Source organism: Zavarzinella formosa DSM 19928 (assembly GCF_000255705.1).
GTDB classification, from domain to species: Bacteria; Planctomycetota; Planctomycetia; order Gemmatales; family Gemmataceae; genus Zavarzinella; species Zavarzinella formosa.
Map to the genome: position 1 here is coordinate 32764 of NZ_JH636443.1, position 25356 is coordinate 58119.

General features: G+C 58.3%; 21 protein-coding genes. 12 read left to right on the forward strand and 9 right to left on the reverse strand.

What is annotated here, in order from left to right; all coding sequences use genetic code 11:
* The first annotated feature begins 450 nt into the window (after nucleotides 1-450).
* From ilvD to BGIM_RS0125335, 7 genes are all read left to right on the forward strand, one after another.
* Complete coding sequence (gene ilvD / locus BGIM_RS0125305; protein WP_020472499.1) at nucleotides 451-2127, forward strand: dihydroxy-acid dehydratase; 1677 nt, start codon at nucleotides 451-453, stop codon at nucleotides 2125-2127.
* A gap of 117 nt (nucleotides 2128-2244) precedes the next feature.
* A complete protein-coding gene (locus BGIM_RS58235; protein WP_020472500.1) occupies nucleotides 2245-2886 on the forward strand; it encodes a putative 2OG-Fe(II) oxygenase in 642 nt (213 codons plus the stop codon).
* 91 nt (nucleotides 2887-2977) lie between these two features.
* Nucleotides 2978-3661, forward strand: a complete 684-nt coding sequence (locus BGIM_RS52330; RefSeq protein ID WP_020472501.1) for a TIGR02466 family protein — start codon at nucleotides 2978-2980, stop codon at nucleotides 3659-3661.
* Between the two features lie 30 nt (nucleotides 3662-3691).
* Complete coding sequence (locus BGIM_RS0125320) at nucleotides 3692-3889, forward strand: DUF433 domain-containing protein (RefSeq protein WP_020472502.1); 198 nt, start codon at nucleotides 3692-3694, stop codon at nucleotides 3887-3889.
* Nucleotides 3890-3922: 33 nt separating this feature from the next.
* Entirely contained in the window at nucleotides 3923-4153 is a 231-nt protein-coding gene (locus BGIM_RS0125325) for an addiction module protein (RefSeq protein ID WP_020472503.1), read from the forward strand.
* 315 nt (nucleotides 4154-4468) lie between these two features.
* The gene (locus BGIM_RS0125330; protein ID WP_020472504.1) at nucleotides 4469-4891 is read left to right on the forward strand and encodes a hypothetical protein; all 423 of its coding nucleotides are present in this window, start codon (nucleotides 4469-4471) and stop codon (nucleotides 4889-4891) included.
* 3 nt (nucleotides 4892-4894) lie between these two features.
* Nucleotides 4895-9997, forward strand: a complete 5103-nt coding sequence (locus BGIM_RS0125335) for a DUF5724 domain-containing protein (RefSeq protein WP_020472505.1) — start codon at nucleotides 4895-4897, stop codon at nucleotides 9995-9997.
* Nucleotides 9998-10154: 157 nt separating this feature from the next.
* Here BGIM_RS0125335 and BGIM_RS0125340 read toward each other — a convergent pair whose 3' ends face one another.
* The 5 genes from BGIM_RS0125340 to BGIM_RS58240 all read right to left on the reverse strand — a co-directional run bounded on the left by BGIM_RS0125340 (nucleotide 10155) and on the right by BGIM_RS58240 (nucleotide 13896).
* Nucleotides 10155-10952 (reverse strand): alpha/beta hydrolase family esterase, encoded by a 798-nt coding sequence (locus BGIM_RS0125340; protein WP_020472506.1) that lies wholly within the window; start codon nucleotides 10950-10952, stop codon nucleotides 10155-10157.
* A 111-nt stretch (nucleotides 10953-11063) separates the two neighbouring features.
* Nucleotides 11064-11522, reverse strand: coding sequence for a hypothetical protein (locus BGIM_RS0125345; protein WP_020472507.1), 459 nt, complete (start codon nucleotides 11520-11522; stop codon nucleotides 11064-11066).
* Nucleotides 11523-11542: 20 nt separating this feature from the next.
* A complete protein-coding gene (locus tag BGIM_RS0125350; protein ID WP_020472508.1) occupies nucleotides 11543-12598 on the reverse strand; it encodes a DUF1559 family PulG-like putative transporter in 1056 nt (351 codons plus the stop codon).
* A 161-nt stretch (nucleotides 12599-12759) separates the two neighbouring features.
* The gene (locus tag BGIM_RS63295; RefSeq protein ID WP_020472509.1) at nucleotides 12760-12909 is read right to left on the reverse strand and encodes a hypothetical protein; all 150 of its coding nucleotides are present in this window, start codon (nucleotides 12907-12909) and stop codon (nucleotides 12760-12762) included.
* Nucleotides 12910-12990: 81 nt separating this feature from the next.
* The gene (locus tag BGIM_RS58240; RefSeq protein ID WP_020472510.1) at nucleotides 12991-13896 is read right to left on the reverse strand and encodes a DUF1559 family PulG-like putative transporter; all 906 of its coding nucleotides are present in this window, start codon (nucleotides 13894-13896) and stop codon (nucleotides 12991-12993) included.
* Nucleotides 13897-14218: 322 nt separating this feature from the next.
* On the opposite strand from BGIM_RS58240, the gene BGIM_RS0125370 reads away from it, so the two are divergent.
* Nucleotides 14219-15247, forward strand: coding sequence for a WD40 repeat domain-containing protein (locus tag BGIM_RS0125370; RefSeq protein ID WP_020472511.1), 1029 nt, complete (start codon nucleotides 14219-14221; stop codon nucleotides 15245-15247).
* Nucleotides 15248-15255: 8 nt separating this feature from the next.
* Here the strand turns inward: BGIM_RS0125370 and BGIM_RS0125375 are convergent, their stop codons facing one another.
* The 3 genes from BGIM_RS0125375 to BGIM_RS0125390 form a co-directional block, all read right to left on the reverse strand.
* On the reverse strand, nucleotides 15256-16446 hold the full coding sequence (locus BGIM_RS0125375; RefSeq protein WP_020472512.1) for a hypothetical protein: 1191 nt from the start codon (nucleotides 16444-16446) through the stop codon (nucleotides 15256-15258).
* Nucleotides 16447-17009: 563 nt separating this feature from the next.
* Entirely contained in the window at nucleotides 17010-18269 is a 1260-nt protein-coding gene (locus tag BGIM_RS0125385; protein ID WP_020472514.1) for a Gfo/Idh/MocA family protein, read from the reverse strand.
* Nucleotides 18270-18407: 138 nt separating this feature from the next.
* Complete coding sequence (locus BGIM_RS0125390; RefSeq protein ID WP_020472515.1) at nucleotides 18408-20648, reverse strand: M48 family metallopeptidase; 2241 nt, start codon at nucleotides 20646-20648, stop codon at nucleotides 18408-18410.
* Between the two features lie 299 nt (nucleotides 20649-20947).
* On the opposite strand from BGIM_RS0125390, the gene BGIM_RS0125395 reads away from it, so the two are divergent.
* Nucleotides 20948-21370 (forward strand): very short patch repair endonuclease, encoded by a 423-nt coding sequence (locus BGIM_RS0125395; RefSeq protein ID WP_020472516.1) that lies wholly within the window; start codon nucleotides 20948-20950, stop codon nucleotides 21368-21370.
* Between the two features lie 131 nt (nucleotides 21371-21501).
* Here BGIM_RS0125395 and BGIM_RS58245 read toward each other — a convergent pair whose 3' ends face one another.
* Nucleotides 21502-22242, reverse strand: a complete 741-nt coding sequence (locus tag BGIM_RS58245) for a hypothetical protein (protein WP_157369416.1) — start codon at nucleotides 22240-22242, stop codon at nucleotides 21502-21504.
* A gap of 59 nt (nucleotides 22243-22301) precedes the next feature.
* Between BGIM_RS58245 and BGIM_RS0125410 the strand changes: the two genes are divergently transcribed.
* The 3 genes from BGIM_RS0125410 (at nucleotide 22302) to BGIM_RS0125420 (ending at nucleotide 25186) form a co-directional block, all read left to right on the forward strand.
* Nucleotides 22302-23474, forward strand: coding sequence for a prenyltransferase/squalene oxidase repeat-containing protein (locus tag BGIM_RS0125410; RefSeq protein WP_020472518.1), 1173 nt, complete (start codon nucleotides 22302-22304; stop codon nucleotides 23472-23474).
* A 172-nt stretch (nucleotides 23475-23646) separates the two neighbouring features.
* Entirely contained in the window at nucleotides 23647-24777 is a 1131-nt protein-coding gene (locus tag BGIM_RS0125415) for a DUF1559 domain-containing protein (protein ID WP_020472519.1), read from the forward strand.
* Complete coding sequence (locus tag BGIM_RS0125420; RefSeq protein ID WP_238537718.1) at nucleotides 24767-25186, forward strand: hypothetical protein; 420 nt, start codon at nucleotides 24767-24769, stop codon at nucleotides 25184-25186. The genes BGIM_RS0125415 and BGIM_RS0125420 overlap by 11 nt, the downstream gene beginning before the upstream one ends.
* Nucleotides 25187-25356 lie beyond the last annotated feature (170 nt).

Here is a 25356-nt window from a genome sequence, read left to right on the forward strand (position 1 = left end):
CGTCTTCCTTCTTCATGAACGAAACGAACTTCTTGGTCAACTGACGCATGGGAACTCCCGGTGTGTTGGCCGCCCAACAATCCTGTTGCCAGCATCACGGCGTACTCAACAGCCGTCGGGCCGTCTTCCTTCTTCATGAACGAAACGAACTTCTTGGTCAACTGACGCATCTGTCTCTCCTGTTTGATGTTTGGTTGGTGGCTCGCCGACGTGCCGCCCTCTTGTCGTTCTCTTCGTCACGATCGTTGCCACCGCGACAACAGGTATGTAGGTTACATCCCGCGCGCTTGCAACTTTCGGAGCAATCGTTTTCACTGTTTTTTTCGGTGTTTCCCGCACGACATGAATATCCGGCCCCACCTGAACGAAAGTGAAAGTTCGATAGGATATTTACTCTCCCCGATGAAGCGCCGGGCGTTTCATCCACCCATCAGGAAAGGTTGATTTGACATGCCTGCGGAACGAAAGAGCCTGACCACCACCGGCGGACCGAAACGAGCCCCCAACCGGGCGATGCTCCGCGGCGTCGGCTTTCACGACGACGATTTCGAGCGGCCGATGGTCGGCGTCGCCTCCTTGTACAGCGAAATCACGCCGTGCAACTCCCATCTGGACCGGCTCGCGCGCCGGGGCATCGAGGGAATTCGGGCGGCCGGGGGCGTTCCGCAGATTTTCGGCGCCCCCACGGCGTCGGACGGCATCATGATGGGCCACCAAGGGATGCGATATTCGCTCGTTTCGCGCGAAGTGATCGCCGATTGCATCGAAGTAGTTTCCGGCGGGATGAATCATGACGCCGTGATCGCCTTCGGCGGTTGCGACAAGAACATGCCCGGTTGCATCATGGGGATGGCCCGCCTCAACATGCCGAGCGTGTTTGTCTATGGCGGCAGCATCCTGCCCGGCGTCGGCCCCGACGGGGAGGACGTGGACATCGTCTCCAGCTTCGAGGCCGTCGGCAAATTCCAGGCAGGGCTGATCGACCAAAAGAAGTTGCACAAGATCGAATGTGAAACCTGTCCCGGCGCCGGGGCCTGCGGGGGGATGTACACCGCGAACACGATGTCCAGCGCCATCGAGGCGATGGGGATGTCACTGCCCTACGACGCCTCGTATCCGGCCGTCACCGCCGCCAAGGAGCGGGAGTCGTTCCTCGCCGGGGAAGCCGTCGTCAACTTGGTGAAATTGAACATTCGGCCGCGAGACATCATCACGCGGAAGTCGCTGGAGAACGCCTACACCTTCGTGCTGGCCCTCGGCGGTTCGACGAACGCCGTCCTCCATCTCATGGCGATTGCCCGCGAAGCCGGGGTGGATTGGACGCTTGAAGACTTTGACCGCCTCGGCGACAAAGTGCCGCACCTCGCCGACCTGAAGCCGGGCGGCAAGTATGTGATGTTCGACCTCCACCGCGCCGGCGGCACCCCGCCGGTGTTGAAGGCCCTCCTGGACGCGGGCTTCCTGCACGGTGATTGCATCACCGTGACCGGCAAAACGCTTGCGGAAAACCTCAAAGACATCCCGAGTGTGTACTCCAAGACTCAAAAGATCGTGATGCCGCTTGACAAGCCGCTGGCGGCCAAAGGGCACATTGCCATCATGAAGGGGAACATCGCCACCGAGGGAGCGGTCGCCAAACTGGCCGGATTGAAGAGCCACAAGATCACCGGCCCGGCGAAAGTGTTCGACGGCGAGGAAGCCTGCTTCGAGGCGATCAACGCCCGGAAAATCGTGCCGGGCGACGTGGTGGTGATTCGCGGCGAAGGCCCGGTCGGCGGGCCGGGGATGCGGGAGATGCTCTCCATCACCGGCGCGTTGATGGGCCAGGGCCTCGGCGACAGCGTCGGCCTCATCACGGACGGCCGCTTCTCCGGCGGCACGCATGGTCTAGTGGTCGGCCACGTCGCCCCGGAAGCCTGGGTCGGCGGAAACATCGCCCTCCTGAAGGACGGGGACACCATCACCATCGACGGCGACTCCAAAACCCTCAATGTCCATCTAACGGACGAAGAACTGGCCAAACGCCGGGAAACATGGACAAAACCGCCGCTGCGGGTGGAACGCGGCGTCCTCGCCAAGTTCGCCCGCACGGTGAAGAGCGCATCGGAGGGGGCGGTCACCAGTTGAGGACAAGTTGATGTGATCATAAAACCATGACATCGCGACGCCGGTTCTTCAAACGCGCGTCGCCTGCCAAAATTGACTGAAAAGGCGACACCCTTCTCATCTCCCGGAGATTGTCCGATGCCGACCTCGCCCGCTGAGTATGTGTTTCCGGACATGGAGGGAAGTTTTCGGCACATGTTTCTGGTCGCCCCTCTCCACATCAAACTTCCTTTTGAAATTCAAGAAGAGTTGCGGGCGCATGTCGAGACGGAATGCGCCAACCCGGAGAGACAGCCTTATGACCACAAACTCGCGGGTCGAATTCGCTCGGGCGAGCAAATCGAATCCACCAAGACGCTGCCCGAAAAGTTAAAAGTGCTGTTCACCCATCTCGGGCGACAATACCTCTTTCGACTGTCCGAAGCCAATGAATGCCCCGTCAATCCGGAATCGCTGGTTTCATTCGGCGAATCATGGATCGTCAAATCACGGGCGGGGGATTATAACCCGGCTCACAAGCACACCGGGCAACTGTCGGGAATCGCTTACACGCATGTGCCGCCCCAAGTGGCCGATCCCGCCAACATGGACGGAAAATTGCAATTCGTCTTCGGCCAGCTCAAGCAGGAAAACATCGACTTTCTGGGCATGCGGCGGGTAATTCCGGCGGTCGGCGACCTCTACATTTTCCCGGCCTGGCTCATGCACCTGGTTTACCCGTTTGAAGGCGAGGGCGAGCGAATCAGTTTTTCATTCAATTTGTTTGCGCGAAACCTCTGAACCGGTCGGACACGCATGGCGCGGCAAGCCAGAGCCGCGTCAGTGTCGGCCAAAAACAACTGGCTGCGTCTCATTTTGGGAGTTTGGAACCATGTCTGCCCCCTCGCCGTTCGATCTCTCCGCCGAAATGTGCTGGCCGACGATTATCTTCCATCGGCGCTGGCAGGACCACGACCGGGAGGCGCCGGGGATTGTGGATTATCTCTGTCAATTGAGGGAAGAGCAAAAGGCCCCGCTCACGGCCGCCATTCGGTCCAAATCGAATACGGGAATTTACGAGAGCCACTTCGACCTGTTTACCAAGGAACACTCCGGCCTGAAAAAACTGCTGGGCTTCATCAGCCAGACTCTCTCCGCCGCGATCAGTCATGTCGAGGGAGGGCGGATTCAGCCGTCGCAACTGGACATGGTGATCACGGAAAGTTGGTTCCACATCACCAACGACGGCGGCTTCCACGATGCCCACCTGCACCCCAACTGTTCATGGTGCGGAATCTATTACGTTCAAATCGGAGACAGCGGCCCCCCGCAAGAAGGAGGCGCCCCCAACGGCGGCAGCCGGTTTTATTCCCCCATGACGCTCGGCTACCGCGATCCGGGGAACTATTACTTCGCCGACGAACTCGACGCCCCGCTTCAGGACGGAATGCTGGTGCTGTTCCCGTCCTACCTTCGCCACAGCGGTCTGCCCTACAAAGGAGAACGGGACCGGATTGTGATCGCGTTCAACGCCCGGATCTTCCACAAGGGCGTGCCCAACTCTTTGCGACCATGAAGCTATCCTCCGTCCTGGCAAACTATACATATGAGCACAAATCTATTTCGGATCACCATCGATCCAATGGTGTGCCACGGCAAACCATGTGTCCGTGGGCTACGCCATCCGGTCGAAATATTGTTGGAACTGCTCAGTTCGGACATGACTCCCGACGAGATTCTGTCTGATTACGAAGAAATGGAACGGGACAACCTGCTGGTCGTCCCGGCGTTTGCCGCAAAATAAGATTATTCGACGAACTGTTCCCAAGGGGTTGTCATGGCGCCGACCATTCAAGAACTTGGTCTTGATCGTCTTAACATGGAAGACCGACTCGCTGTTGCCGAGGCGATCTGGGAAAGCGTCGCCCGCGAGGCTGATGCCATGTCGCTTCCCGACGCACATCGTGTGGAATTGGAACGCCGACTGGCCGACAGCATCGCCCGGCCGGAGGCGGTCACTCCGTGGGAAATCATCAAGGCGAGGGCGTTGGCGAGGGCGAGAAAATGAGCCTTCCGGTCGTCTTTCGAGCAGAAGCTGAGAAGGAATTCGACGACGTTTGACTGACCGGACTTCGATCAACTCAACCAAAGGCAACAGGCAAGCCGGGTGGCATGAGCGCCCGGAATACGTCAAGCTTTGTCAGTTTAAGCGATTGGCGGTAGTTTAGACAATTGTGGCAGAAAGGTCGCGCTCCGCTCCGAAGACTCCGCGTCGCGGCTTCACGATTGGTCATTCAATTTCTCTTACTTCGGACATGGCATCTCTTCACATCGCCGTGTTATAACATCCCCAAACCAACATCCTTTCTCACGGGATTTAGCCATGCCAACCATCTCCGGGCAGGCCCTTGGCCGCAGGAAGCCGTTGTTTGCGGATTATGCCGTGCCGTTGCCGGCAACCGCCAACTCCGGGTCGTTTACTCTCCGCGATTTGCTCGCGCATGTCGTCTCTTCCGAGGTCGCCGCGTTCCGCGACCGGCAGGAGGAACGCAAACTTCTCAAAGCCCTCAGCGCGGCGCAAATTGCCGACGGGGTGGCCAAGGGGAAAGTGGACATGGGAGGCTGGGATCTGGAGCAAACGGTTGACGAACCCGTTGCCATCGCCACGGCCATCGAAGCCTTCACGGACGGCTTGTTTCTGGTGGTGCTTGACGGCGAGGAAATCAAACAAATCGACCAGCGCATCAGCGTGACCCCGGAAAGCCGGATCACGTTTGTTCGCCTGGCCATGCTGGCGGGGGGCTGAACCATGTTGAACCCTGTCAAAGCCCGCGAAGAACTCGGGAAAATCCGGTCCGCCAAGCATCAGGAAGCCCGGTTCAACCGGGTGAAGAAACTTCCCCCGGCCGTCTGCACGGTCGCCATGAACCTCGTCAGTCGGCAGGCCGACGGCAAACCGTTGACTGGTGATTACCGGATCAACATGGCCCTCCGCGAAAAAGCGGGCAAGACGCTGCACGACAAGCCAAAGGTGCGCGCCCAAGTCTTGAAGGCGTTCTTTCCCACGCTGGCCGATGAAATTGAAGCCGCGTGGCAATTGTTCGCCCGGTTGCCCTACACCTTCGGCTACGAACGCCGGGCCTTCCGCGCCCCCAATCTGCCGGGGGCGTATGTCTCCCGCCGCAAGGATTTTCTGCTGGCGGTTATCAACTCTCTCGATACCTTCCCCGAAGATGCTGTCAGCATCGAGTGGGTCGCGGCTTGGGCGATCCATTTGGACGACACCGATGATCTCGGGTATCTGCTTGCCGGAGCCATCGACAAGGGCAAATCGGTCGGCGAGAGCGTGTTCGAAATCCTCAAGGACTCGGCCGGCGGCCAGCACGACATCGGCGGCATGGGGGGCCATATCCCTCGGGCGTTGCTGTGCTGTTCGAAACCGGCCGCTTGGGAATTCATGGAAAAACTCCTGCTCGCCGCCCAACGGCAGGAAGGCTTGCGGCAAAGCATTCTGGAGGCCGTGGACGAGGCCCATCCGCAGGCGTTTCCCCGGATGGTCAACCTGCTGCTCCGCGAAAACCTGATCCGGTTTTCATCCGTCGCGCGGGCGGCCGCCGTGTGGCTGGGCGAAGAGGAATCGTCCCTCGCCCCCAAGAAACTCAAGGACGACCTGACCCAGCTTCAGGAGTTCCTCACCGACCCAAAATCGGTTCAGCAAGCCATCGCCAAAGGAGATGCCCATGCCACTTATCGCGGCCTTTGGGCGATGGCCCTTACGGATGTGCAAGAGGCCGTCAAAGCGGCGGCACCGATTCTGAAGGACAAGACGCTCGGCCGTCGATATGCCGCCGCCCGGTTCCTCAAGCAAACGGGAATGCCGGGTGTTGGCGAATTGTTCCTGCCGTTGCTGGAGGATAAAGAACTTCCCATCGTGTCGATCACGTTGGACTATTACCATTATCCCACGGTGGTCGGCGCCGATGATGATTCAGAGGACAAACCCAACCATCCGGGACGGCCGGACGAATTGTTCGAGCGACTGGAAAAACTGATCCCCAAGCTGCCGGAAAAGGAAAAGGAACTGAAGCCCGTCGCCGCCGGTTGGGAAGAACACGCCATCAGCCAGGAGAACGCCGCCAACCTGCTATCGGTTTGTCTCGGCAAACGACCGCCGGAACGACTGATCCCTTACATGAAGCAGATGGATGAATTTGAACACATCCGGGCCATTGCCCTGCTGACGGAAAAGCGGACGATCACTTCGCAAGTTCAAGAATTGCTGCTTGCCATCGCCGGACATCCCTCCGGCGGCATTCGCGGGGCCGCCTTGAAGGCCCTCGAAAAATGCAAACTCGCGGAGGACGAGGCCCAAACACTCGAAGGCTACCTCACCCGCAAAACCGCCGACTTCCGGCAAGGAGTTCTCGGCCTGCTGCTCGGCCGACCGGACAAGCCGGTGCTTTCCTCCATTGACCGCCTGTTGGCCGGAAAGGACGCCAACCAGCGAGTGGCGGGCATCGAACTGGCCCGGCAGATGATCGGCAAGAAACGGCAGGCCGATGCCGCCCGCGACAAGCTCATTGCCTATCGGGACGAAAAGGGCAAACGGCTTCCCAAGGCCGAGGCCGAGACCATCGAACACCTGCTGAACCCAGCGTCAGCCCCCGCCTCGCTGGAAGACGGCTTGGGGTTGATGAATCAGGACGAACTGACAACGGGCACGACGCCCAAACGCCAGAAGATCAAACTGGCCACACCGGCCGCCGTCGAACTTATCAAAAGTCTCGATGCGTTTATTCACGCCAATAAAGACAAGACTTTCACTTACGAGACTTGGCGAAAAGACAAGATCGAAGCCGTCATCGGGAGCGTGAATCATTACTCGTTCCCGACGCCGGACATCAAGAAATCGCCTGCCGATGATCGGGCCAATTTGCCGCTCGCGGAGATGTGGGATGAATGGTGGGCCGGTCTGTCGTCGAAATGCCGGGACGAGGATGGATTGGAGTTGATCCGGGCCGTGGCGATGGAGCTGGCTTTCATTCGGGAGGGAGAAGAAGAAGCGGAACCGGACGATTTCATGTTCGATGACGACGACAATGACGAAGATTTGCTGGACTCAAACAAGGGCATGGCGGCGGCAATCGAGAAGGCCGCGAAGGAATTGCGGCCGCTGCCCCCCGTGAAGGTTCACTATGAGATCATCCGCCGGATTCTCGAATGGATGGTGAAACTGCACCCCGCGCCCAAGACGGCGGATTTTTACCTGCAAGCCGTGGAACATTCGCTCGCCATCGTCCCTCCGGAAGTGCTGGCGCACATTCCCAAGGAACATGACTGGCAGGACCGTGACTGGCGTTCGGGATCGTCCTTCACCCGCTGGCTCTCGCTGACCCGTGAATTTCGGAGCAAGAAATCCGCCGATTGGACGAAGGATCACGACGCCCGCCTGTACAAGTTGCTCCGCTGGATGGATCAGCCCCACTCGGAAGCCAAACATTGCCGGTGCGAACCCGATGAATTGCTTGCCGGTTACGAAGCCGGGGCGGCCAGTGTCGCGGACTTTGTCGATCACCTGATCGGCAAGCGCGGCCTGAGCCGGGGATGGGGGGATGAAAGTTTCGATCTCCTGCGAGAGGTCACCCCTGCGGACGGCAAGCTTCCCCCGATCATTGAAGCCCATCCCGAACTGCGGGACATGGCCGCCAAGGTGCGGGATCGCATCTTGGAAATTGAACTCACCCGTGGCGAAACACCAACGGCAGCCACCACCCCTGCCAAGGAAATCGTCAGCGTTCACGGGGCCGAGTTGTTGTTCCGCATCATCCGGGCACTGGGCAAACAGCCGTTCGCCAAGACGAGCTACGGCGTCGCCGATTCCAAGCCCGCCATCCTCACCAATCTGATTCGCCGCAGTTATCCATTGCCGACGGACACGCCCGAGAGCTTTGCCGCCTTGGCGAAGGCGGGCATCGCCGCCGGGGAAGTGACAGACGAGCGCATCCTCAATCTGGCGATGCTCAACCCGCGCTGGCTGAGTTTCGTCGAACACACGCTGAAATGGCCCGGCTTCAGCGAGGCGGTTTGGTGGTTCATTGCCCACACCGCCAACTCGTGGAGCAACGCATTTGAGAACGACGACGATGATGACATGGATGAAGACGACGATGATTCGCCCGCCAGCGAAACCCCAAAGGAAAAGCCTAAGAGCGCATGGGCTGAAATCCTGAAAGCCCGCACCAACCTGACGGCCGAGCAACGGGCCGATGGCGTGATCGATGTGCAATGGTTCCATCTGGCTTACGCGGCCGTTGGCAGCGCCAAACGCTGGGACGCTATCGAAGAGGCGGCCAAGTTCCTTGGCTACGGGCAGGGACACAAGAAAGCTGAACGCCTTGCGGATGTGCTGCTTGGCAAGACGAAGAAGAAGGAATTGGTGGACGGCATCCGCAAGAAGAACCTCAAGGAATTCGTGAAACTCCTCGGGTTGTTGCCACTGCCGACAGATGAGGTCAAGCGAGAAGCCGAACTGCTCGACCGGCACAAAGTGCTGATGGATTACGAACGCTATGCCCGTGGCCTCAGTTCCTTGAGCAAGGAACCGGCGATGGCGGCCGCCCGGCTCGGATTGGAAAATCTATCCGTGACGGCCGGATACGGCGATCCGATGCGGTTGGAATGGGCCGTCGGGGCGAAGCAGGTTTCCGACTTGCTGGAGGGACCGGTGACCCTCAATGTGAAGAACGTGGCTGTCACGCTCACACTGACGGGCGAGGCCATCCCCGAGATTTCACAAACTCGGGATGGCAAGCCGCTCAAGTCCATCCCGCCGGATGTGAAGAAACTTCCCAAGGTTACTGACTTGGTGGAGCGGGCCAAAGGGCTGAAACGGATGTCCTCCAGCACCAAGCGGTCGCTGGAACAGGCCATGTGCGCCGGGGACGAATTCACAACCGTCGAGTTGCGGCAACTGATGGGGCATGCCCTCGTCAAACCGTTGCTCACTCGGTTGGTGTTGCAGTCCGGGGATGTTCGCGGCTACCCGGTGAACGGCGGCAAAGCCTTGCGGGATCACACCGGCAAGAACGTGCCGCTCAAGGCTGACCAAACTTGGATGATCGCCCATCCGCTTGATTTGCTGGCCGCCGGAGATTGGCCGGAGTGGCAGGCCGAGTGCTTTAAGAGCGAGCGGGTGCAGCCGTTCAAACAGGTGTTCCGCGAAGTCTACACCCTTACTCCATCGGAGAAGGAAGAAGGGCATCAATCGACCCGGTTCGCCGGTCAACAATTGAACCCGCAACAATCGACCGCGTTGTTCTCTTCCCGAGGCTGGTCCACCCGCGAGGGAACGGACAAACTCTTCCGGCGGGACAATTTGGTGGCTAGCGTCAACTTCGACCACGGCTACACCACCCCGGCCGAAGTCGAAGGACTGACGTTCTCCAGCGTCGAATTCCACCGTCGCGGTGATTGGAAGAAACTTCCGCTCGCGGAAATCCCGGCGAAGATTTTCAGCGAAGTCATGCGTGACCTGGACTTGGTGGTCAGCGTGGCCCACGTCGGCGGGATCGATCCGGAAGCCAGTCAGTCCACTGTGGAGATGCGGCAAACTTTGCTCAAGGAAACGTGTTCGCTCTTGAAGATCGCCAACGTGAGATACGAGAGCAAACACGCTTTCATCAAGGGGGAACTCGGGAATTACTCAGTTCACTTGGGCAGCGGCACCGTCCACAAACAACCGGGCGGTTCGCTGTGTGTGGTTCCGGTTCACAGCCAGCATCGCGGGAGGCTGTTCTTACCCTTTGCGGATGACGACCCACGAACGGCCGAGGTGGTGTCAAAAGTGCTGATGTTGGCGAGGGATCAAGAGATCCAAGACCCGACGATCTTGAGCCAGATCGCAGGACGGTGAGGATGGAGTTTTCATTTTCAAGAGCCCCACTGCGTCAGCAGTGGGGGTGGCCGCAGCACACTGAAAGCCACCCCCACCGCTGACGCAGTGGGGCTCTTGAAACGAGCAAATTCGAGGTGGGTTCAAGGGATCAGACTGTCCTTCAAAGACCATACTGTCACTTCTTCACCTGCTCCTTAAAAAACTTCACAATCAATTCCGGCGCTTTTTCCGGGAACGTGTGCGTTCCCGGCGAAATCAAAGTGATGAACGGCGTTCCCGTCTTCGACTCGTATTTCGTTCCCACCAGATCGCCGAGTTTGGCCCATTCTTTTCCTTCGGTGTCGCAACCATCCAGCTTTTTCACCACGTCCATCATGCGTTTCTGCCAGTCGTATTTCACCAACGGGTCGCTTTCCCCGGCGACATGCAGCGCCGGTTTCGGCTTGAGGTCTTTCATCCCTTGGACAAAGATGGCCGCCGACGGGGCGACGGCGGCGAACACATCCCCACGTTGCGCCCATAACAGATAGGTGAAGGCCCCGCCGTTGGAGTGGCCGGTGCAATAGATTCGCTTCTCGTCGATTTTGTGATCTTTCTTCAACGTCGCCAGCACGGCATCGAAGAACTTCAAATCCCGGTCCTTGAGATCGCCCGCGTTGGCTTGCCAGCCGGATTTCTTCCCCTCCGGATCGGTCAGTTTTCCGGGGGTGTTCAAGCCCTGCATGTACACCACCACCGCCTCCGGCCATTGCGTTTGATAAGCAAAGGTGCGGGCGGCATGTCCCATCGTCCCGCCGTGGCCATGAAAGGCGAAGATCACGGGGGCATCCGCTTTCCCGGTGGTCGGCACATACAGCAAGGCTTTCCGGACAACTCCCTCGACCATCCATTCTTTTTCCGCCAACGGATTGGCCGCGCGGAGGCTGGAAATGGCGAACAGTGATGTGATGAGCGTGATGATCAGAAAACGCATGGGATGTCTTCCGCTTCCAAGGGGCGATCTTGGAAGGGTCAACCCGAAAGCGGAGAGAAAGTTACAAAATCTCCGCGAACGCCGGTTAAGAGCCGAGTTCGCGGATGGGAGTCAGTCAACGTCGAAATTGAACTCGTTCTTCTCGCCTTTTTTGACTGTCACCTTAAAAACCGGCTGCTGGGGGTTGCCGTATTTCGGATTCAAGAGGGGTTTGCCGACCGGGCCTCCTTCTTCGGTCAGTTGGAACTTGGGGGCGTCCTTCGGTTTTCCGCGCCAGTCGAACGTCACGCCGTATTCCCCCTCCGGGGCCCCGTCATCCGGGCCATACATCGTCAGCAAGTAGGTTCCGTCTTCCTTCACCTTGCCGAACGGCTTGCCGCCATTCTTCTTTTCCACCTCCGGGTCCAGTGGGTGAAAGTACACCATCGCCCCGGCTGGCACGGTGGTCTTGTTGTACATCACCTTGCCGGTGACGGGAAAAGTCGGCGGCCTCTTGCTGTCCGAACACCCCGGCAGGGTAATCCCGGCCAGCAAGGCAAAGGCCAGCGACCTGATGGCTGTGCGTGTCATTTGTCTTTCCTCGGTCGGGATTACTCGGCGGGACTGGTTTCGGCGCCGGTCAGGCCGCCGCCGGCCTTGGAGATGAGGGCGCAATAATTCTGCGGAGTGATCGTGGCCTTGATGAAGCGAACCGAACCATCCGTGAAGGCGTGCATGGCGCCGCCGGTATGGAACCCGTAGGTTTCGTTATCGTTGTCGCAATTGATCATGCAATTGCCCCCGTTGGAGCTGGTGGGGGGATTGGTGCTATTGTTCACCGTGATACCATCGACGCCGTAGGCGTTTTCCGGGTCGGCCCAGCCGCCATCGTTCTTCGTGCCGCTGCTCACCAATTTGCCACCGATCCAACGGTCGGGGCGGCCGGCGTCTTCGCAAAGCAGGATCGTGTTCGAGGTCCCGTCCGTCACACTGGCCATCGTGGACCGTTCGGACGGCCCCGCCCCCAACAGGCTCAAATACGCGGACGGCCCGATGATCCAAGGACGCATCGGACCCGACAGGGTGTCCGAAGTGGTGGACGGCACAGGATAACCGGCCAACGGGATGAACCCCGTGTTAACCCCGTTGCAGGCATAGTCGGTCGGAGCGGCCGCGAACGGGATGGCTGGGCTGGTGGTGGTGAGCGTCGAGTTGTTCAGCGTTGAGGACGACCGGGGGGTCGAGGGGCAAATCAGGGTTTTGATCGGCGTCTTGATTAGCGCCGCGTTGCCGGCGGGGTCACAGAACACCGCGTTCATGTTGTAGGCTTTGGCCAGATTGTCCTGCTCGATGTACGGCAACAGGAACGGCACGAACGAGTGATACGTTCCCTTGACGCCGGGAATGGCGGTGTTGTTGCCCTGAAACGTCGCCGAGGTGCTCAGTTCCAAATAAAGGCTCGGCGGGATGTAGCCGTTGGTGCCCTCGTAGTTCATGGCGGCGAGGCCAAGCTGCTTCATGTTGTTGCTGCAAGCCATCCGGTTGGCGGCTTCGCGAATCTTCTGGACGGCCGGCAGAAGCAGGCCGATCAGGATGGCGATGATCGCAATCACCACCAAGAGTTCGATCAGGGTGAAACCCCGATCACGACGTTTCGGAAATGTCATTCCAACACTCCTCTGGGAAAGATGTACGGGAGATTAGACCTGCCCCGTATCTCTATCCGACGAGTATGGCGTTGATATGAACGTGAAGATTGCTCGTCAATTCTTCATCGAGCTATCATTTTTGAGGCTTTTCTTCACATTTCTCCATCCCCATGCCCGGCTTACTTCACCATTTGCCGGGCGAAGGCTGGCATTTCCATCTTTTCGGTTGGGGAACTAGCGGCGTACTTGGCCGCGTCCTTGGAACCGCCGCAACCGATCAACAAGCTCGGAATTCCGCACACCAGCGCCAGTCGAATGATCGTTTTCATGAGCCTTCTCCTAATAAAACGTGAGCGTCAAAAACGGCCCGCCCCATCCGCCACGGGCGGAACCATACATCATCAAAGTCATTACCAATCACTGTCGAGGATCGCCCCGTCGTCCGGTTTCAGGGCGTTCCAATACGTCTGGGCCGACATCGTCGGCCGAAGGGTTCGGATGCTGCCATCGGCGAGGCTGACCAACATACCGGAGGCATGCGGGGTGGAGGCCCGGTAGGGGTCGCAGGTTCCCCCGGTCTTGAACGTCGGCTGCACTTGGAACATCAGCTTGCCCCCGGCTGGCGAGGCATAAGCGGCCCCGCCGCCGGTCTGGTCGGAGGCCACGATGGGATACCACGGGCTCCACTGCACTCCCCACAAGGAGCCGCCGGCATTGCAGGAGGCATATTTCTCCGTGAAGACAATCGTGTTCGAGCTTCCGTCCGGAATTTTGGCGACGGAGAGACCGCGATCCCAAGCGGTCATGATTCCGGTGTTGTTGGTGCTGGCGAAAAACTGGCCGTTGGCCGCGTAGCTGGTGGCCGCGTAGCCCATCGCCACATTCATCCCGAGGATGTGCGAAGGATCGGCCGGGCTGAAGAACGTCTTCACCGGCTTGGCGTATGGGTTCGTCCCCGCCGGAATGCCGGACCACCACGCATACCACAAGCCCCCGGCGTTCATCGTCTTATAGAGGTTGTCCTGCTCCAGATAATTGAGCAAGAACACATGCGGCGGGCCATAAGTGGTCGAATAGGTCGTGCTTCCCCAACCGCCGAGCAACGGGGGCACGCGGCCGTTGGTGGTTTCAAAGTTGTGCATCGCCAGCGTCAATTGTTTCAGGTTATTGCCGCTCGCCATGCGGTTGGCGGCTTCGCGGATCTTCTGCACGGCCGGCAATAGCAAGCCGACCAAGATGGCCAAAATTGCAATCACCACGAGCAGTTCAATGAGTGTAAACGCGGAACGTCGACACTTCCGGTGTGTGCGCACCATGGGCTTCCTCCACGAAATCATCGTGTGTTGGGGAAATTCAAATTGGCATGACAGGATTGCGAATCCAAATCAGCGGGGAAATCGCCGTGAATTCGGAAGACCCGATGCCACATCGACTTGTGAAAGAAGCTTAAAGCCGGTCCGCCGGGCGGTCAAACACCGGACAAGTGATTGTTCTCATTGGATTTCACCCGCGGCGCAAATTCCCGTATGCTGCCGAAAGAACCGCCCCGGCCGGCCGATGGACACAAGAGAAGGCCGGGCTAAGATGCCTCCGTGATTTGGCCGGTCGCTTCAATTTCATCATCCCGGACGGACTCCCATGAAACCGCTCTCTCTGCTGGTGGTTCTGACGTTATCGCTTACAGCCTTCGGCCAACAAGCCAGCCGGGAGCGGGGCCGGTTCAGCATTCAAGGAGGCGCCCCCTCCGTGCTGACGGTGGACAACTCCTGCAAGTATGTGCTGGCCGCGTTCGATTCCGGGATGGTGGTCGTGTTCCCGATGGACCAGAAAACCGTGGCCCTGCATTGCTTCAGCTCCAACAAAAAGGCGGTCACCGGGGCGGCCTTCGCGCCGGACGGCAAAACATTCATCATGTCCTCGGCGGATGGCACGGTGAAATACTGGGATGTCCTCGCCGCCCGCAAGCACCACATGGAAATGGAAAAATCCAGTGATTCCAAGCCAACGAACCCGACCCCGGTGAAGACGATCAACGCCCACCTCGGCGGCTCAGTCACTTCCATGAGCCTGTCACCCGACGGCAAAACGTTACTCACCACCGGTTCGGACAACACGCTGAAAGTCTGGGAAGTGGAGGAAGGGAAACTCGTGAACACCGTGAAAGATGTTCACGGCGTCGGCGGCATCAAAGCAGTGTTGTTCGCCCCGGACGGCAAACATTTCGCCACGGCCGGGGGGGACAAGTCGGCGAAGTTGTGGGAACTTCAGGAAGCCGGGCCGAAGATGCTGTTCAAGCTCGACGGCCACGAAGGGGCGGTCAACGCCATCAGCTTCAGCCCGGACGGCAAACACCTGGCCACCGGCAGCGGCGTGGTGAAAAAATCGGGCAGCATCCGTATCTGGGACACTGAGACGGGCAAAGTGGAATACAAACTGGAAGGCCCCGAGGACAACGTCACCGCCGTGCTGTTCTCACTGAAAGGAGACCTGCTGGCCAGCGGCGGTTACGACCTGAAAATCCGCGTCTGGAACCTCGCGGACAAAACTCAAAAATACGCCGACGACCACGCCGAACCCCTGCGTGGCCTGATGAACTCCCCCGACGGCAAATACATGGGCACCATCAGCAAAACCGCCATCCGCTGGTGGGCCGGGTTGGGGAAATAAAGCATTTTCTATCTCTTGATGGTCTTCGGAATCTCCCCCGTCGCGGCCGGCCAGTCGGTCGGGGTGTAGGCGATTTTCAGGTGCGGGGTTTCGACTCGTTTGCCTCCCTCGTCCCGGCTGGACATGATCGCATCCAGAACGCCCGTGGTCAGCAAGGTGCGCTCCAGCGGATACGGGGGATGATTGGTTCGCACCATGAACTCGAAGCCTTTGAGGATGGCCGTGAAGTGGCCGTATGGATCGTCGTGTTGCAGGTAGAATTGGCAACTGACCGGCTTCGCCGACCCCTTGATTTTCCCGGCGAAGATGAACGCCCCGCCGTCCTCGGCTCGTTCATGGACATAGCCGTTCAGCATGGCGATCGCCGCCCGGAAGCCGTCGCGGTATTCGATGAGCCAAACGGTCGCTTCCTTGTTTTTGGCCGTGATCTCCCGGTAATCGCCCTTGGCGTGCGTGGGGATGATTCGCACGGCCTCCTCGACCAGTTCCTTGGAAAACTTCCCGTCATCGCAGGCTTTCCACATCGCCTCGCCGGAGAGGATTTGCACGGCCGCCACGCCGGTTTCGCCCCCCTTGCGGCGTTCGACCATGCACTGTAACCCTTCGAGGGTATGGAAGCCGTATGCCTCGGCTGGGCCGTACCCGACCATGACGGCATCCGTGAGTTCGGTGTTTTTCGGCAACATCAAATCGGGCTTTCGCCACGTCAACGGAACGGATGACCCCGCTTGAAACGGAACCATTAACTCCCGCGAGCGGTCGTACATCCACTTGGCATCGGCCCACGTCGCCGCCAGATGTTTGTCGCTAAACACCGGCACGGTTTGCTTCAAGCGTTCAAATGTCTTGCACTCTTCCTCAAAGAATCGCCGCCGGGGATAGAGCGTCTGGCCGATCTTGTTCGTCGGGTAATCGCCATGCTCGCCGATGTTTAACACCCCGGCGACGGCGAGCTTCCCCGTGCCCAACGTCAGGGCCTCGTCGATGCTGTCACAAAGTTTGAAGCCGTGCTTCTTGGCGAGATCCCGGCTCATGTCGTTCTTCGGAAACTGATCGACATACATCGACACCAGTTTCAGCGGGAACCGATTCGTGCCATCGTAAGTCGGCCCCTCCAGGATTTTGCCGACAATCACATCCGCATGGGAATGTCGGCGATACACAGTGACGACGGCCGCAATGGGTTTGGGATCTGGCATGGAAGTTTGTCGGAAGAAGACAGCGGCCCGATTTCTTCGCCAGCGTCAACGAAGCCACTTACGCCGGATGAAATACGGGCCACCAATGGCGTGATCTTCATGAGTATGAACAAGAGTCCATTCAAAGTCCAGCGGAGAGACGAAAAACTCGGCGTTGCAGAATTGACCCAGAGAGACAAGTTCGCCACGGCACTCATAAGCGCCTATGACGGCTCGATGCCGCAAGTCCATCCAAGTCCCTTCGACATCTGATGTGAACGGGACGATCAAATAGTGAGCACAAGGCTGCAGAAGATACTCATGTTCCGCCTTGGCTCCGTGGCGCAAACGAGGCGATCCCCGGAATGCGTTACCAAAGACAACCCGCCATTCCGTTTCTGCGGCGAGTTGCGCAGGTTCGTCAAGCAGTTGCCACTCGACACCTGAATGCGTGAGATGCGTTTGAAGAATGTCATCATTTGTCGTTGGGAAGGCTGAATCTCCAGAACAGATGGCCAACAAAGAAAATTATCAACTCAAGAGCCCTGCCGCATACGCAACAGGGCTCTTGAGTTAATCAGACCTCACACCTTCGGCTCGAAACCCTTGGCATACTCACGGGACCAGAACGCGCTGGCTTCCTTATCGTTCACGATCTTGCCGGTCTTCGGGTCGATATTCAGCGTGCGGCCGGTGCGGTAGGAGATGTTGCCGAGATGACACAGCAGCGTGCTCTTGTGCCCTTCCTCGATTTCGCTGTTCAACGGTTGGTCCGACATCACGGCCGAGAGGAAGTTGTTCAGGTGCATCCCGAGATTGCCGGCTTTCTCAATCCGCTTCACCTCGGCTCCCTTCGGGTTACAAATCTTGATAAGGTTGTCGCGCACGGCCATCGTGCCTTTGTCCCCGTAGAAGACGATCTCATAGCCGGAATAGCCGGGGGCCGTCATGCAACTGATGCCTTCCCAAGTGATCGTCTTGCGGTCGGGGAAGTCGTAAGTCACGTTGTTGGTGTCCGGCGTTTCCTGATCGTCGGCGAACTGATAACGGCCGCCGGTGGAACTCACGCGGATCGGGTATTCGACGCCGAGACCCCAGCGGCAAACGTCGATGCTGTGGATGCCGTTGTTGCCGAGTTCGCCGTTGCCCCAGTTCCAGAACCAATGCCAGTTGTAATGGAGAAAGTTCGGCTGAAACGGCTTGGCCGGGGCCGGGCCTTGCCAGAGGGCGTAGTCCAACCCCTTCGGCACATCGCCCGGCTTCGCGGCCCCAATGGTGGGCCGGTTGTTGAAATACCACGACTTGGCGAGATAGGTGCGGCCAATCTCGCCCGCCTTCAGCAGTTTCACCGCTTCCATGTACACATCGAAGCTGCGGCGCTGGTTGCCCATTTGCACATGCCGTTTGTTCTTGCGGGCGGCCGCCACCAGCAGTTCTCCTTCGTTCGGGTCGAAGCTGCAAGGCTTTTCCACATACACATGCTTGCCGGCCGAACAGCCGAGGATGGCGGCCGGGGCATGCCAGTGGTTCGGCGTGGCGACGACGACGGCCTGCACATCCTTGCTGTCGAGCATCGTGCGGAAATCGTTGACCGCCTTCGTTTCCTGCTTCAACTCCTTTGCGGACGCATCGGCCAGTTTCTCCCGACGGGCGACATCGGGATCGGCGACGAACACGATTCGCGTCTTGACTTTGCCGAACGCCCGAAGGAGTTCGTTCCCCCGGCCGCCGGACCCGATGATGCCCAGCGTCACCACGTCCGGCTCAATGGCCCGCGCGGGGTTGGCAAACGCGGCGGCCACGGCGGCCGACGCGAGAAAAGTGCGACGATTCGGGGTTTCCATCACCGGCTCCGGTTTCGGGCAGAATGGTTGGTTGAAAGGTTTTGTCACCGTGAGACAAGTTTACCGCGACGACAGGCCAAGTGGAATTCAGAAAATGGATTTGAAGCGGGGAAAGCATCCCGCCTCCCCGCCAAGCGCTCACGCCGACCGTTTCGGCAACGGCGGCGCCACCTTCGCGGCCGGCGAATCATCCATGATTTCAAACATTGGATTGCTGGAGTCGCCGGAAACTGTCGTGGGGGTCACCTTGGCCAGCCACGCGGTGTGGAGTTTGTCCTGCATGAGCAGGATGGCCCCGAGGCTCTTGTAATCCATCCGGTGGACTCGTTGCCGGGTCATCGTGAGTTGCTTCAGCAGTTTGTCGATCCATTTGGAGGTCACGAACGTTTCGGGGATTTCCCGCAGCAATTCGCCTTCAAAAATCAGTTCGTCGAACTTTGTCCCCTTCTCCACGTTGGCCATTGCCGGGGTGTACATTTCCTCGGCCTGTTGCAGACACTTCTTCAAATTGCGGCGGCCTTCCTTCAAAATGTCCATCAACTCTTCGATGTACCATTGCGGCAAGCCACCGTCACCGAAGTGCTTCATCCCTTCGAGGATGTCCTCCACCCGCTCTTTCGTGAACGCAATCTTCCGGTGAATTTCCTGAAGCCGAAGGTGGAAGTCATATCGGTGGATGATTTCCTTCTGCTGCGGGATGCCGAGTTGCTTGGCCATCTGGGCATATACCAGATACACCCGGCGGTCGAACGACGTGAACCAGTCGATCACCCCCTTGAACTGATCCTCCAGGTCTTCCAGTTCCCGCCGGTCGCGGCCCTTTGGCTTGCCGAAGCATTTCCGCATCAAGCGGCGAATGTCTTGGCGGATGTCGTCGAAATCCTCCACCTTGCGTTCCAGTTTGGAGTACAACCGAGAATGCACGCGGGTGATCCGCTCGGCGTCCCAATCCTCCTCGGCCACCATCTTTTCCAGTTCTTCGATATCGCCGAGGTAAATTGGCCGTTGATCGTAACAGCCCGCGTATTTCGGGTCGTAGGTCATTTCGGCATGATCGTCGTCGATGAAGCCCTGCACCTTGGCGGCCGGGGAGAGGTTCACCGTTTTCTTGACCCGGAACACCACTCGGTAGAAGCGATAAGTCATCCGCTCCCGGATCACGTCCACTTCGTTGAATAACGTCCACGGGGAACGCTCGTCGATCTCGGCCGTGACGAATTGCTCCTTGGCGTTGGCCTCGCGGTCATAGTTCGAGGGATGGGATTTCCACATTTCCGGCGTATTGTCCAGTTCGTCGTCTTCGTCTTTGAAGACGCGAATTTCTTCCCCCTCGTCGGGGTGGTCAAGTTCCGGCGGCAACCCGAGCCGGGGCTTCTTCTTGGTCTTCCGCAAATAGCCCATCGCGGCTGATTGGTGATGGTACAGGTCGTCCGTGTAGAGCTTATGCTCGGTGGCCGTGTGCAGTTCGTTGACGGCTTGACCAAGCGATTCGGAGGCAAAATCCAACCGGGCAAGGGCATGAACTATCGCGTTGCTCCCCGCGACACTGACGGCAATCCGGTCCGCGTGAAACTCGTTCGCCCGCGACATCGAGAGATAGGCGAGCGTCATCAACTTCAACACTTGGTTCATCAGGAAGCGAATGCCCCAAACCGGCACGCCGACGATGACGATGTAACTCCATGAGAACAAAGCCGTCGCGTCTTGGGCGTGCTTGGTGTTATGTTTGGCGCTTTGCAGCGACCGCTCCAGCCAGTCCTTTCCCACCACCAGATTGACCATGATGCGCCGGGCGAGGGCCACATAGGAAGTCATCCGGCTGGTCTTCTGGGAAAAGTGGCCGAACTCGTGGCCGATCACCGCCTTGAACTCGCTGAGATTAAGGGCGTTTACCAAGCCCAACCCAACGATCAGATTTTTCTTGGGAGGCACAAACAAGTTGATGAGGGACACCGGTTGGGACATCGCGGCGTTCACATCTGGAACAAGGAACACCTGATCCGGCATCGGGGCGCCGATCTCATTGGTGATGCGCCGGAGGAAGGCAAAGAACTTCGGCTGGTTCTCCGGTTCCAGTTCAAAGGTGATTTCCGGGTTCACCTCATCTTTGTTAAAAATGCCGAGCAACAACACCAGCGAGACCACACCCGCGAAGACGCACAAAACGACATCGGCAATGACGAAGCCCGTGAGATGCCGGGTGGCCGCCAAAGCGATCACGCCAAAACTGGCGAGAATAAGGCCGACATACGCGAGCAGGAATAGGAACAGCCCCGAGAAAACCGCGAGAATGGCCGCCGTCGATTCGGCCGGCGGGTCGGTCAGGTCATCGGGAATATCTGTCGGCGACGGCGGATAGGGAAAGGCAATCCGGGCCATCGTTTGCCTCCGGCGAACGAGAAGAGAGTATGAAGATTTTGAAAGATTAAGGATACACGACACGAAATGAACGGACAAAGGCAATTTTTAGCCACGGATTCGGGCAAAACCAAAACCTGATTTGAAATCAGAACGTTGGCTGATGATTGTTCTATCCGGCTTTCATCCTGCCTTTGCTTTGTCCGAATCCGCGTTCGATTTGTGGCTAAAAGTTGCTTTTGCTTGAGGTTTCTGACATATCCCCAGTTCATCGAGCCGGTTAATCTGGTGGAGAATATTCCCCCTTCGGAGGGCGAACGGTGGCCGATGTTTATAGCCAGGCCGAGCGATCCAAGTTGATGGCCAAGGTGCGATCAAAGGGAAACAAGGACACCGAGTTAAAGGTCATGGCCATTTTCAAGCGTCACAGCGTCACCGGCTGGCGACGGCACCGGCCCGTGTTCGGCCATCCAGACTTTATCTTCCCGGCCGAGAAAGTGGCGATCTTCGTGGACGGGTGTTTCTGGCACGGCTGCCCAAAGCATTACCGGGCGCCGGCTCAAAACGGCGAATTCTGGATCGGCAAACTTCAGAGAAACCGCAAGCGAGACCGACTGGTGACCCGAACGCTCACCAAGATGGGCTGGAAGGTCATCCGCATTTGGGAACACGCCCTGAAGGGGGACGGCCACACCGTCGCCAACCGGGTGACGAAAGCACTGGAGACGCGCCGGGCCGCCTGACACCTTTGTCGCGTCTTTGCACCAGCTTGGCGGATCACTTGATGCTGATTGATTAGACGATGTGGCGGGGGCGAAGCGGGAGTCGCCCCCATTGCCGTATATGCCAGCGGATGACCTGATTCGCCTGATACCTATCTTGTTGTTGAATTTGTTTTGTCATTATTATTGAATTGCCTGTCTAATTCACTTCGCTTTGGCAACGACCAGCCGCCTCCGGTGCGAATTTCAATCTGGAGATTGACTTCATTGGAACGAGGCTCAATTGTTGCCCGCAAAGGCGTCTTGGTGATATCGCCATATTCGCCTTTGAGCCGATCATGGATGGGATCAACGCATTCATCACGCGGAATCGAGTTATTTGGCCAAATCACAACAACCGCGTATTCGCCCGCAGGCGCGCCGTCTCCACTCGCGTATGTCGATAAACGATAACGCCCGTCGGGCCCCGCCATCGCCACCGCCACCGAAATCATCCCTTTGGCACCGGCATTGACCGGGTGAAAACTGATATGTGCTTCCGCCCCAGGCAACCCGCTAACCGTGAGCACGCCTTCAACCGGATAAACGTTGACTCGATCAGGTTTGGCACAGCCGGTGGTGCCGCACATCACAATGAATAATAGACACACATGCGAAAATGGCCGGCACATTCGAGTCTTCCTCAAACCATCAATCTCTTGTTGGGTCCGAATCATCAGGCAAGTTTCGTACCGTTGTTCAAATAGCGGTGAGAGGCGACTTCCCGTCATTGAAGGAGGATTAAAAATGAACAAGCCCGGACATTTTTTATCCAGCGATTCTGCCTCTGCTTCTTGGAACCCGCTTATTCGGTCTGCCTTTTCAGCCCTGGCATGCAAAATGATTGTTGGCATGTGAAATGCCTATGTTTGCCGACCGTCGCAACAAAGCACATATAGCTCAGGGAGTTTCCATGAAACGATTTTGCATCGCCATCACTGGTGCTTTTGCCATGATTGCCGTGCTGGCCTCATCATCACCGGAATCGATGACGGCTCAAGAAAAGAAAGATGAAACGAAGCAAAAGAAAGACGGTCCCAAAGGAAAGTCTTGGGAACAATTGACTACGGCGGCGGCGGCTTATTTGAAATCCACCCAAGCTGATGATGGTTCGTTGAGCAAGACGGCTCATCCGGGCATTACGGCAGTGGTTTTGAACGGCATGCTCAAATCCGGAGTCATCACCGCCGATGATCCCGTTGCGACCAAAGGGCTGAAGTTCATTGAAGGCTACGTCAACTCCAAGGAAGGCCATATCGCCGGCCAGGGGGATGATTTTCGCCATAAGTTCTACACGACCAGCGTGAATATTCAGGCATTGAAATCTTCTGGTTTGAAGAAATACGACCCGGTGGTCGAGAACGCTATCAGTTACTTGCGCAAAGGTCAGGTCGGGGGAGTTGATGGCAAGAAAGATGACGACATGAATTATGGCGGCTTTGGTTACGGCCCCAACACACGCGGCGATTTGTCCAACACACACTTCGCGTTGGATGCCTCGGTTGCCGCGGGCGTTGCCAGGGATGATGTGATTTTCAAACACGCCCTCGTCTTTGTCGGCCGGATGCAGAACTTCAAGAGCGAAGCAAACACCCAACCGTGGGCCGGCAAGATCAACGATGGCAGCTTTATCTATGTGCTGGCTGCCGGAAACAAAGGCGGCGCCACGGATGAAGTGGCGGCACGCCCCGGCTACGGCAGCATGACCTATGCGGGCTTGAAATCGCTTGTCTACTGCGGCGTGGGCAAAGATGATCCGCGTTACAAGAAAGCGATGGAATGGGTCAGCAAGAACTACTCTGTGGACATCAATCCCGGACGTCAAGAAGGCGCGGGCGGACAAGGTTTTTACTACTATCTGGTGGCGATGGCCAGGTGCTTTGAAGCCATGGGGATCGATGAAATCACCGACGTGAACGGCAAAGCCCACGATTGGCGAGCGGACATCACCCGCGCGCTGGCGAATCGTCAAAAGAAAGACGGCAGTTGGAGCAATGATTTCGCCACTTGGATGGAAGGCGATCCCAACCTCGACACGGCTTACGCGCTGATCGCGCTGAGCCACGCGAAGCCGAAGGCGAAGTAAGGCAAACGACTCCTTCGCAGTCGCGGCGCCCGACCGCGTTTCGCCTCCCTCCGAAAGGACGGTGCCGAAGCGTCACGGCGAGGACGCGGCAGAATGCCGCGTCCTCGCCGTTTTTTTGACTCGATGTTTTAATTGTCTATTCACTATGTTTTTGCAGACAGGAGACACCCTCATGCGACTTCGCAAACAACCCCTCATGCGACTTCACAAACGAAGGGGCTTTACGCTCATCGAATTACTCGTTGTGATCGCCATTATTGCGATTCTGATTGGCTTGTTGCTGCCCGCCGTGCAAAAGATCCGCGAAGCCGCCAATCGGATGAAATGCACGAACAATCTCAAGCAGAGCGGTCTCGCCATCCACGGGTTCCACGACGCCCAGCAAAGCCTGCCGAACATGAGCTATTGCGGCGGCGGTTGCGAGGACACCAACCCCGGCATGCAGAACATCTTTTACCGTTTTCGCCACTACCCGGTGGCCTTCGAGTTGCTGCCGTACATTGAGCAGGACAACCTCTACAAGCAGTTCAACCTCAACCTCGTCGCGACTTCCACCGGCGCCCCCGGCATCACCGGCGGCCTGACCAACTTCCAACTGGCTTCCAAGCCCCTGAGCATCTTCCTCTGCCCCTCGGAAGGAGTTCCGGTCAGCCCGGTGTTTAACGACTATGCGAGCTACGGGTGGAACCGCGGCAACAGCGATGTCCACTCGCCGCCTCTTGCGGGCGACATCTACAAGACGGGGCAGACGTATGGTTTCTCCCCCTCGGACGGAGTGTTCATCTCGCGGATGGACGCCGGCTTGGATTACGCCACCGGCGTGACGCTGGCGGCCAAGCACACCGCCGACCCGACTTGGTGGCAGCCGGACACCTCGTACCGGATCAATTTCGCGGCCATCACTGACGGGCTTTCCAGCACGATCGCCGCCGGCGACATGAGCAACATCCTGCAAGGGTACACCAGCACCACGATTGGCAGTGTGACGGTCGGCACGGCGACGGCGTCGGGCGGTCCGATCGCCTGGGCAAGCAGCGGCGGCGACTACTACAGCGAGGGCCGCACCACCGTGCCGATGAACACCCTCTCCGGCCCCTACTACGCCCGGACCATCGTGGACGCCCCCGGCCTGCACGACATCCTCTTCAAGAGTCCGGTCTATTCGTTCCGCAGCCGGCACACCGGCGGGTGTAACTTCCTGTTCTGCGACGGCTCGGTGAAGTTCCTCCGCCAGACCATCAGCATGCCCACCTACATGGCGCTCGGAAGCCGCAACGGTGGCGAGGTGGTCGGTGATTACTAACCGAATCATCCTCGTCGCTCTGGTGTGCGCAATGGCCGCCGGGTGCGGGGGCAGTTCAGGCCCCCGCACCGTCCCGGTGTCTGGCACCGTTCTGTTCAAGGACAAACCGGCAACCGGGGTCAAGGTGACGTTCCACCCGCAGTTCGACATCGGGGCCATCAAGTTTACTCCGATCGGAGAGACTGGCAAAGACGGCCGATTCACCCTGAACACCGCGGCCCCAAACGACGGGGCGCCGCCGGGCGACTACGTGGTGACGTTCGAGTTGCTCCGTGGAGGAGCGGACAAGGCCGGGCGGGACATCGAAGTGGACGTCTGGAAGGGGAAATACTCCGACCCGGCCAAGAGTTCGTGGAAAATCACCATCAAAAACGGTGACAACACCCTCGAACCGTTCAAACTTGATTGATCGGTGTCCGGCTCTCCCGATTTCATCTTGTTGGCCAAGGAGGCGGCGGTCTTCGTAGACCACCTGACTTCTTATTGCAAAATCAAGCAACAACATTTGCAAATGATTTCAAGAGCCCCACTGCGTGAGCGGTGGGGGTGGCCATCACACGCAGAAAACCACCCCCACCG

Bases quoted from the DNA above. Each gene is read 5' to 3' on its own strand.
- BGIM_RS0125370 (WP_020472511.1), top strand. From the start codon at position 14,219: ATGAAACCGCTCTCTCTGCTGGTGGTTCTGACGTTATCGCTTACAGCC.
- BGIM_RS58240 (WP_020472510.1), bottom strand. From the start codon at position 13,896: ATGGTGCGCACACACCGGAAGTGTCGACGTTCCGCGTTTACACTCATT.
- BGIM_RS0125390 (WP_020472515.1), bottom strand. From the start codon at position 20,648: ATGGCCCGGATTGCCTTTCCCTATCCGCCGTCGCCGACAGATATTCCC.
- BGIM_RS58245 (WP_157369416.1), bottom strand. From the start codon at position 22,242: ATGCCAACAATCATTTTGCATGCCAGGGCTGAAAAGGCAGACCGAATA.
- ilvD (WP_020472499.1), top strand. From the start codon at position 451: ATGCCTGCGGAACGAAAGAGCCTGACCACCACCGGCGGACCGAAACGA.
- BGIM_RS0125410 (WP_020472518.1), top strand. From the start codon at position 22,302: ATGAAACGATTTTGCATCGCCATCACTGGTGCTTTTGCCATGATTGCC.
- BGIM_RS0125375 (WP_020472512.1), bottom strand. From the start codon at position 16,446: ATGCCAGATCCCAAACCCATTGCGGCCGTCGTCACTGTGTATCGCCGA.
- BGIM_RS0125385 (WP_020472514.1), bottom strand. From the start codon at position 18,269: ATGGAAACCCCGAATCGTCGCACTTTTCTCGCGTCGGCCGCCGTGGCC.
- BGIM_RS58235 (WP_020472500.1), top strand. From the start codon at position 2,245: ATGCCGACCTCGCCCGCTGAGTATGTGTTTCCGGACATGGAGGGAAGT.
- BGIM_RS52330 (WP_020472501.1), top strand. From the start codon at position 2,978: ATGTCTGCCCCCTCGCCGTTCGATCTCTCCGCCGAAATGTGCTGGCCG.
- BGIM_RS0125325 (WP_020472503.1), top strand. From the start codon at position 3,923: ATGGCGCCGACCATTCAAGAACTTGGTCTTGATCGTCTTAACATGGAA.
- BGIM_RS0125335 (WP_020472505.1), top strand. From the start codon at position 4,895: ATGTTGAACCCTGTCAAAGCCCGCGAAGAACTCGGGAAAATCCGGTCC.
- BGIM_RS0125345 (WP_020472507.1), bottom strand. From the start codon at position 11,522: ATGACACGCACAGCCATCAGGTCGCTGGCCTTTGCCTTGCTGGCCGGG.
- BGIM_RS0125415 (WP_020472519.1), top strand. From the start codon at position 23,647: ATGCGACTTCGCAAACAACCCCTCATGCGACTTCACAAACGAAGGGGC.
- BGIM_RS0125350 (WP_020472508.1), bottom strand. From the start codon at position 12,598: ATGACATTTCCGAAACGTCGTGATCGGGGTTTCACCCTGATCGAACTC.
- BGIM_RS0125320 (WP_020472502.1), top strand. From the start codon at position 3,692: ATGAGCACAAATCTATTTCGGATCACCATCGATCCAATGGTGTGCCAC.
- BGIM_RS0125340 (WP_020472506.1), bottom strand. From the start codon at position 10,952: ATGCGTTTTCTGATCATCACGCTCATCACATCACTGTTCGCCATTTCC.
- BGIM_RS0125330 (WP_020472504.1), top strand. From the start codon at position 4,469: ATGCCAACCATCTCCGGGCAGGCCCTTGGCCGCAGGAAGCCGTTGTTT.
- BGIM_RS63295 (WP_020472509.1), bottom strand. From the start codon at position 12,909: ATGAAAACGATCATTCGACTGGCGCTGGTGTGCGGAATTCCGAGCTTG.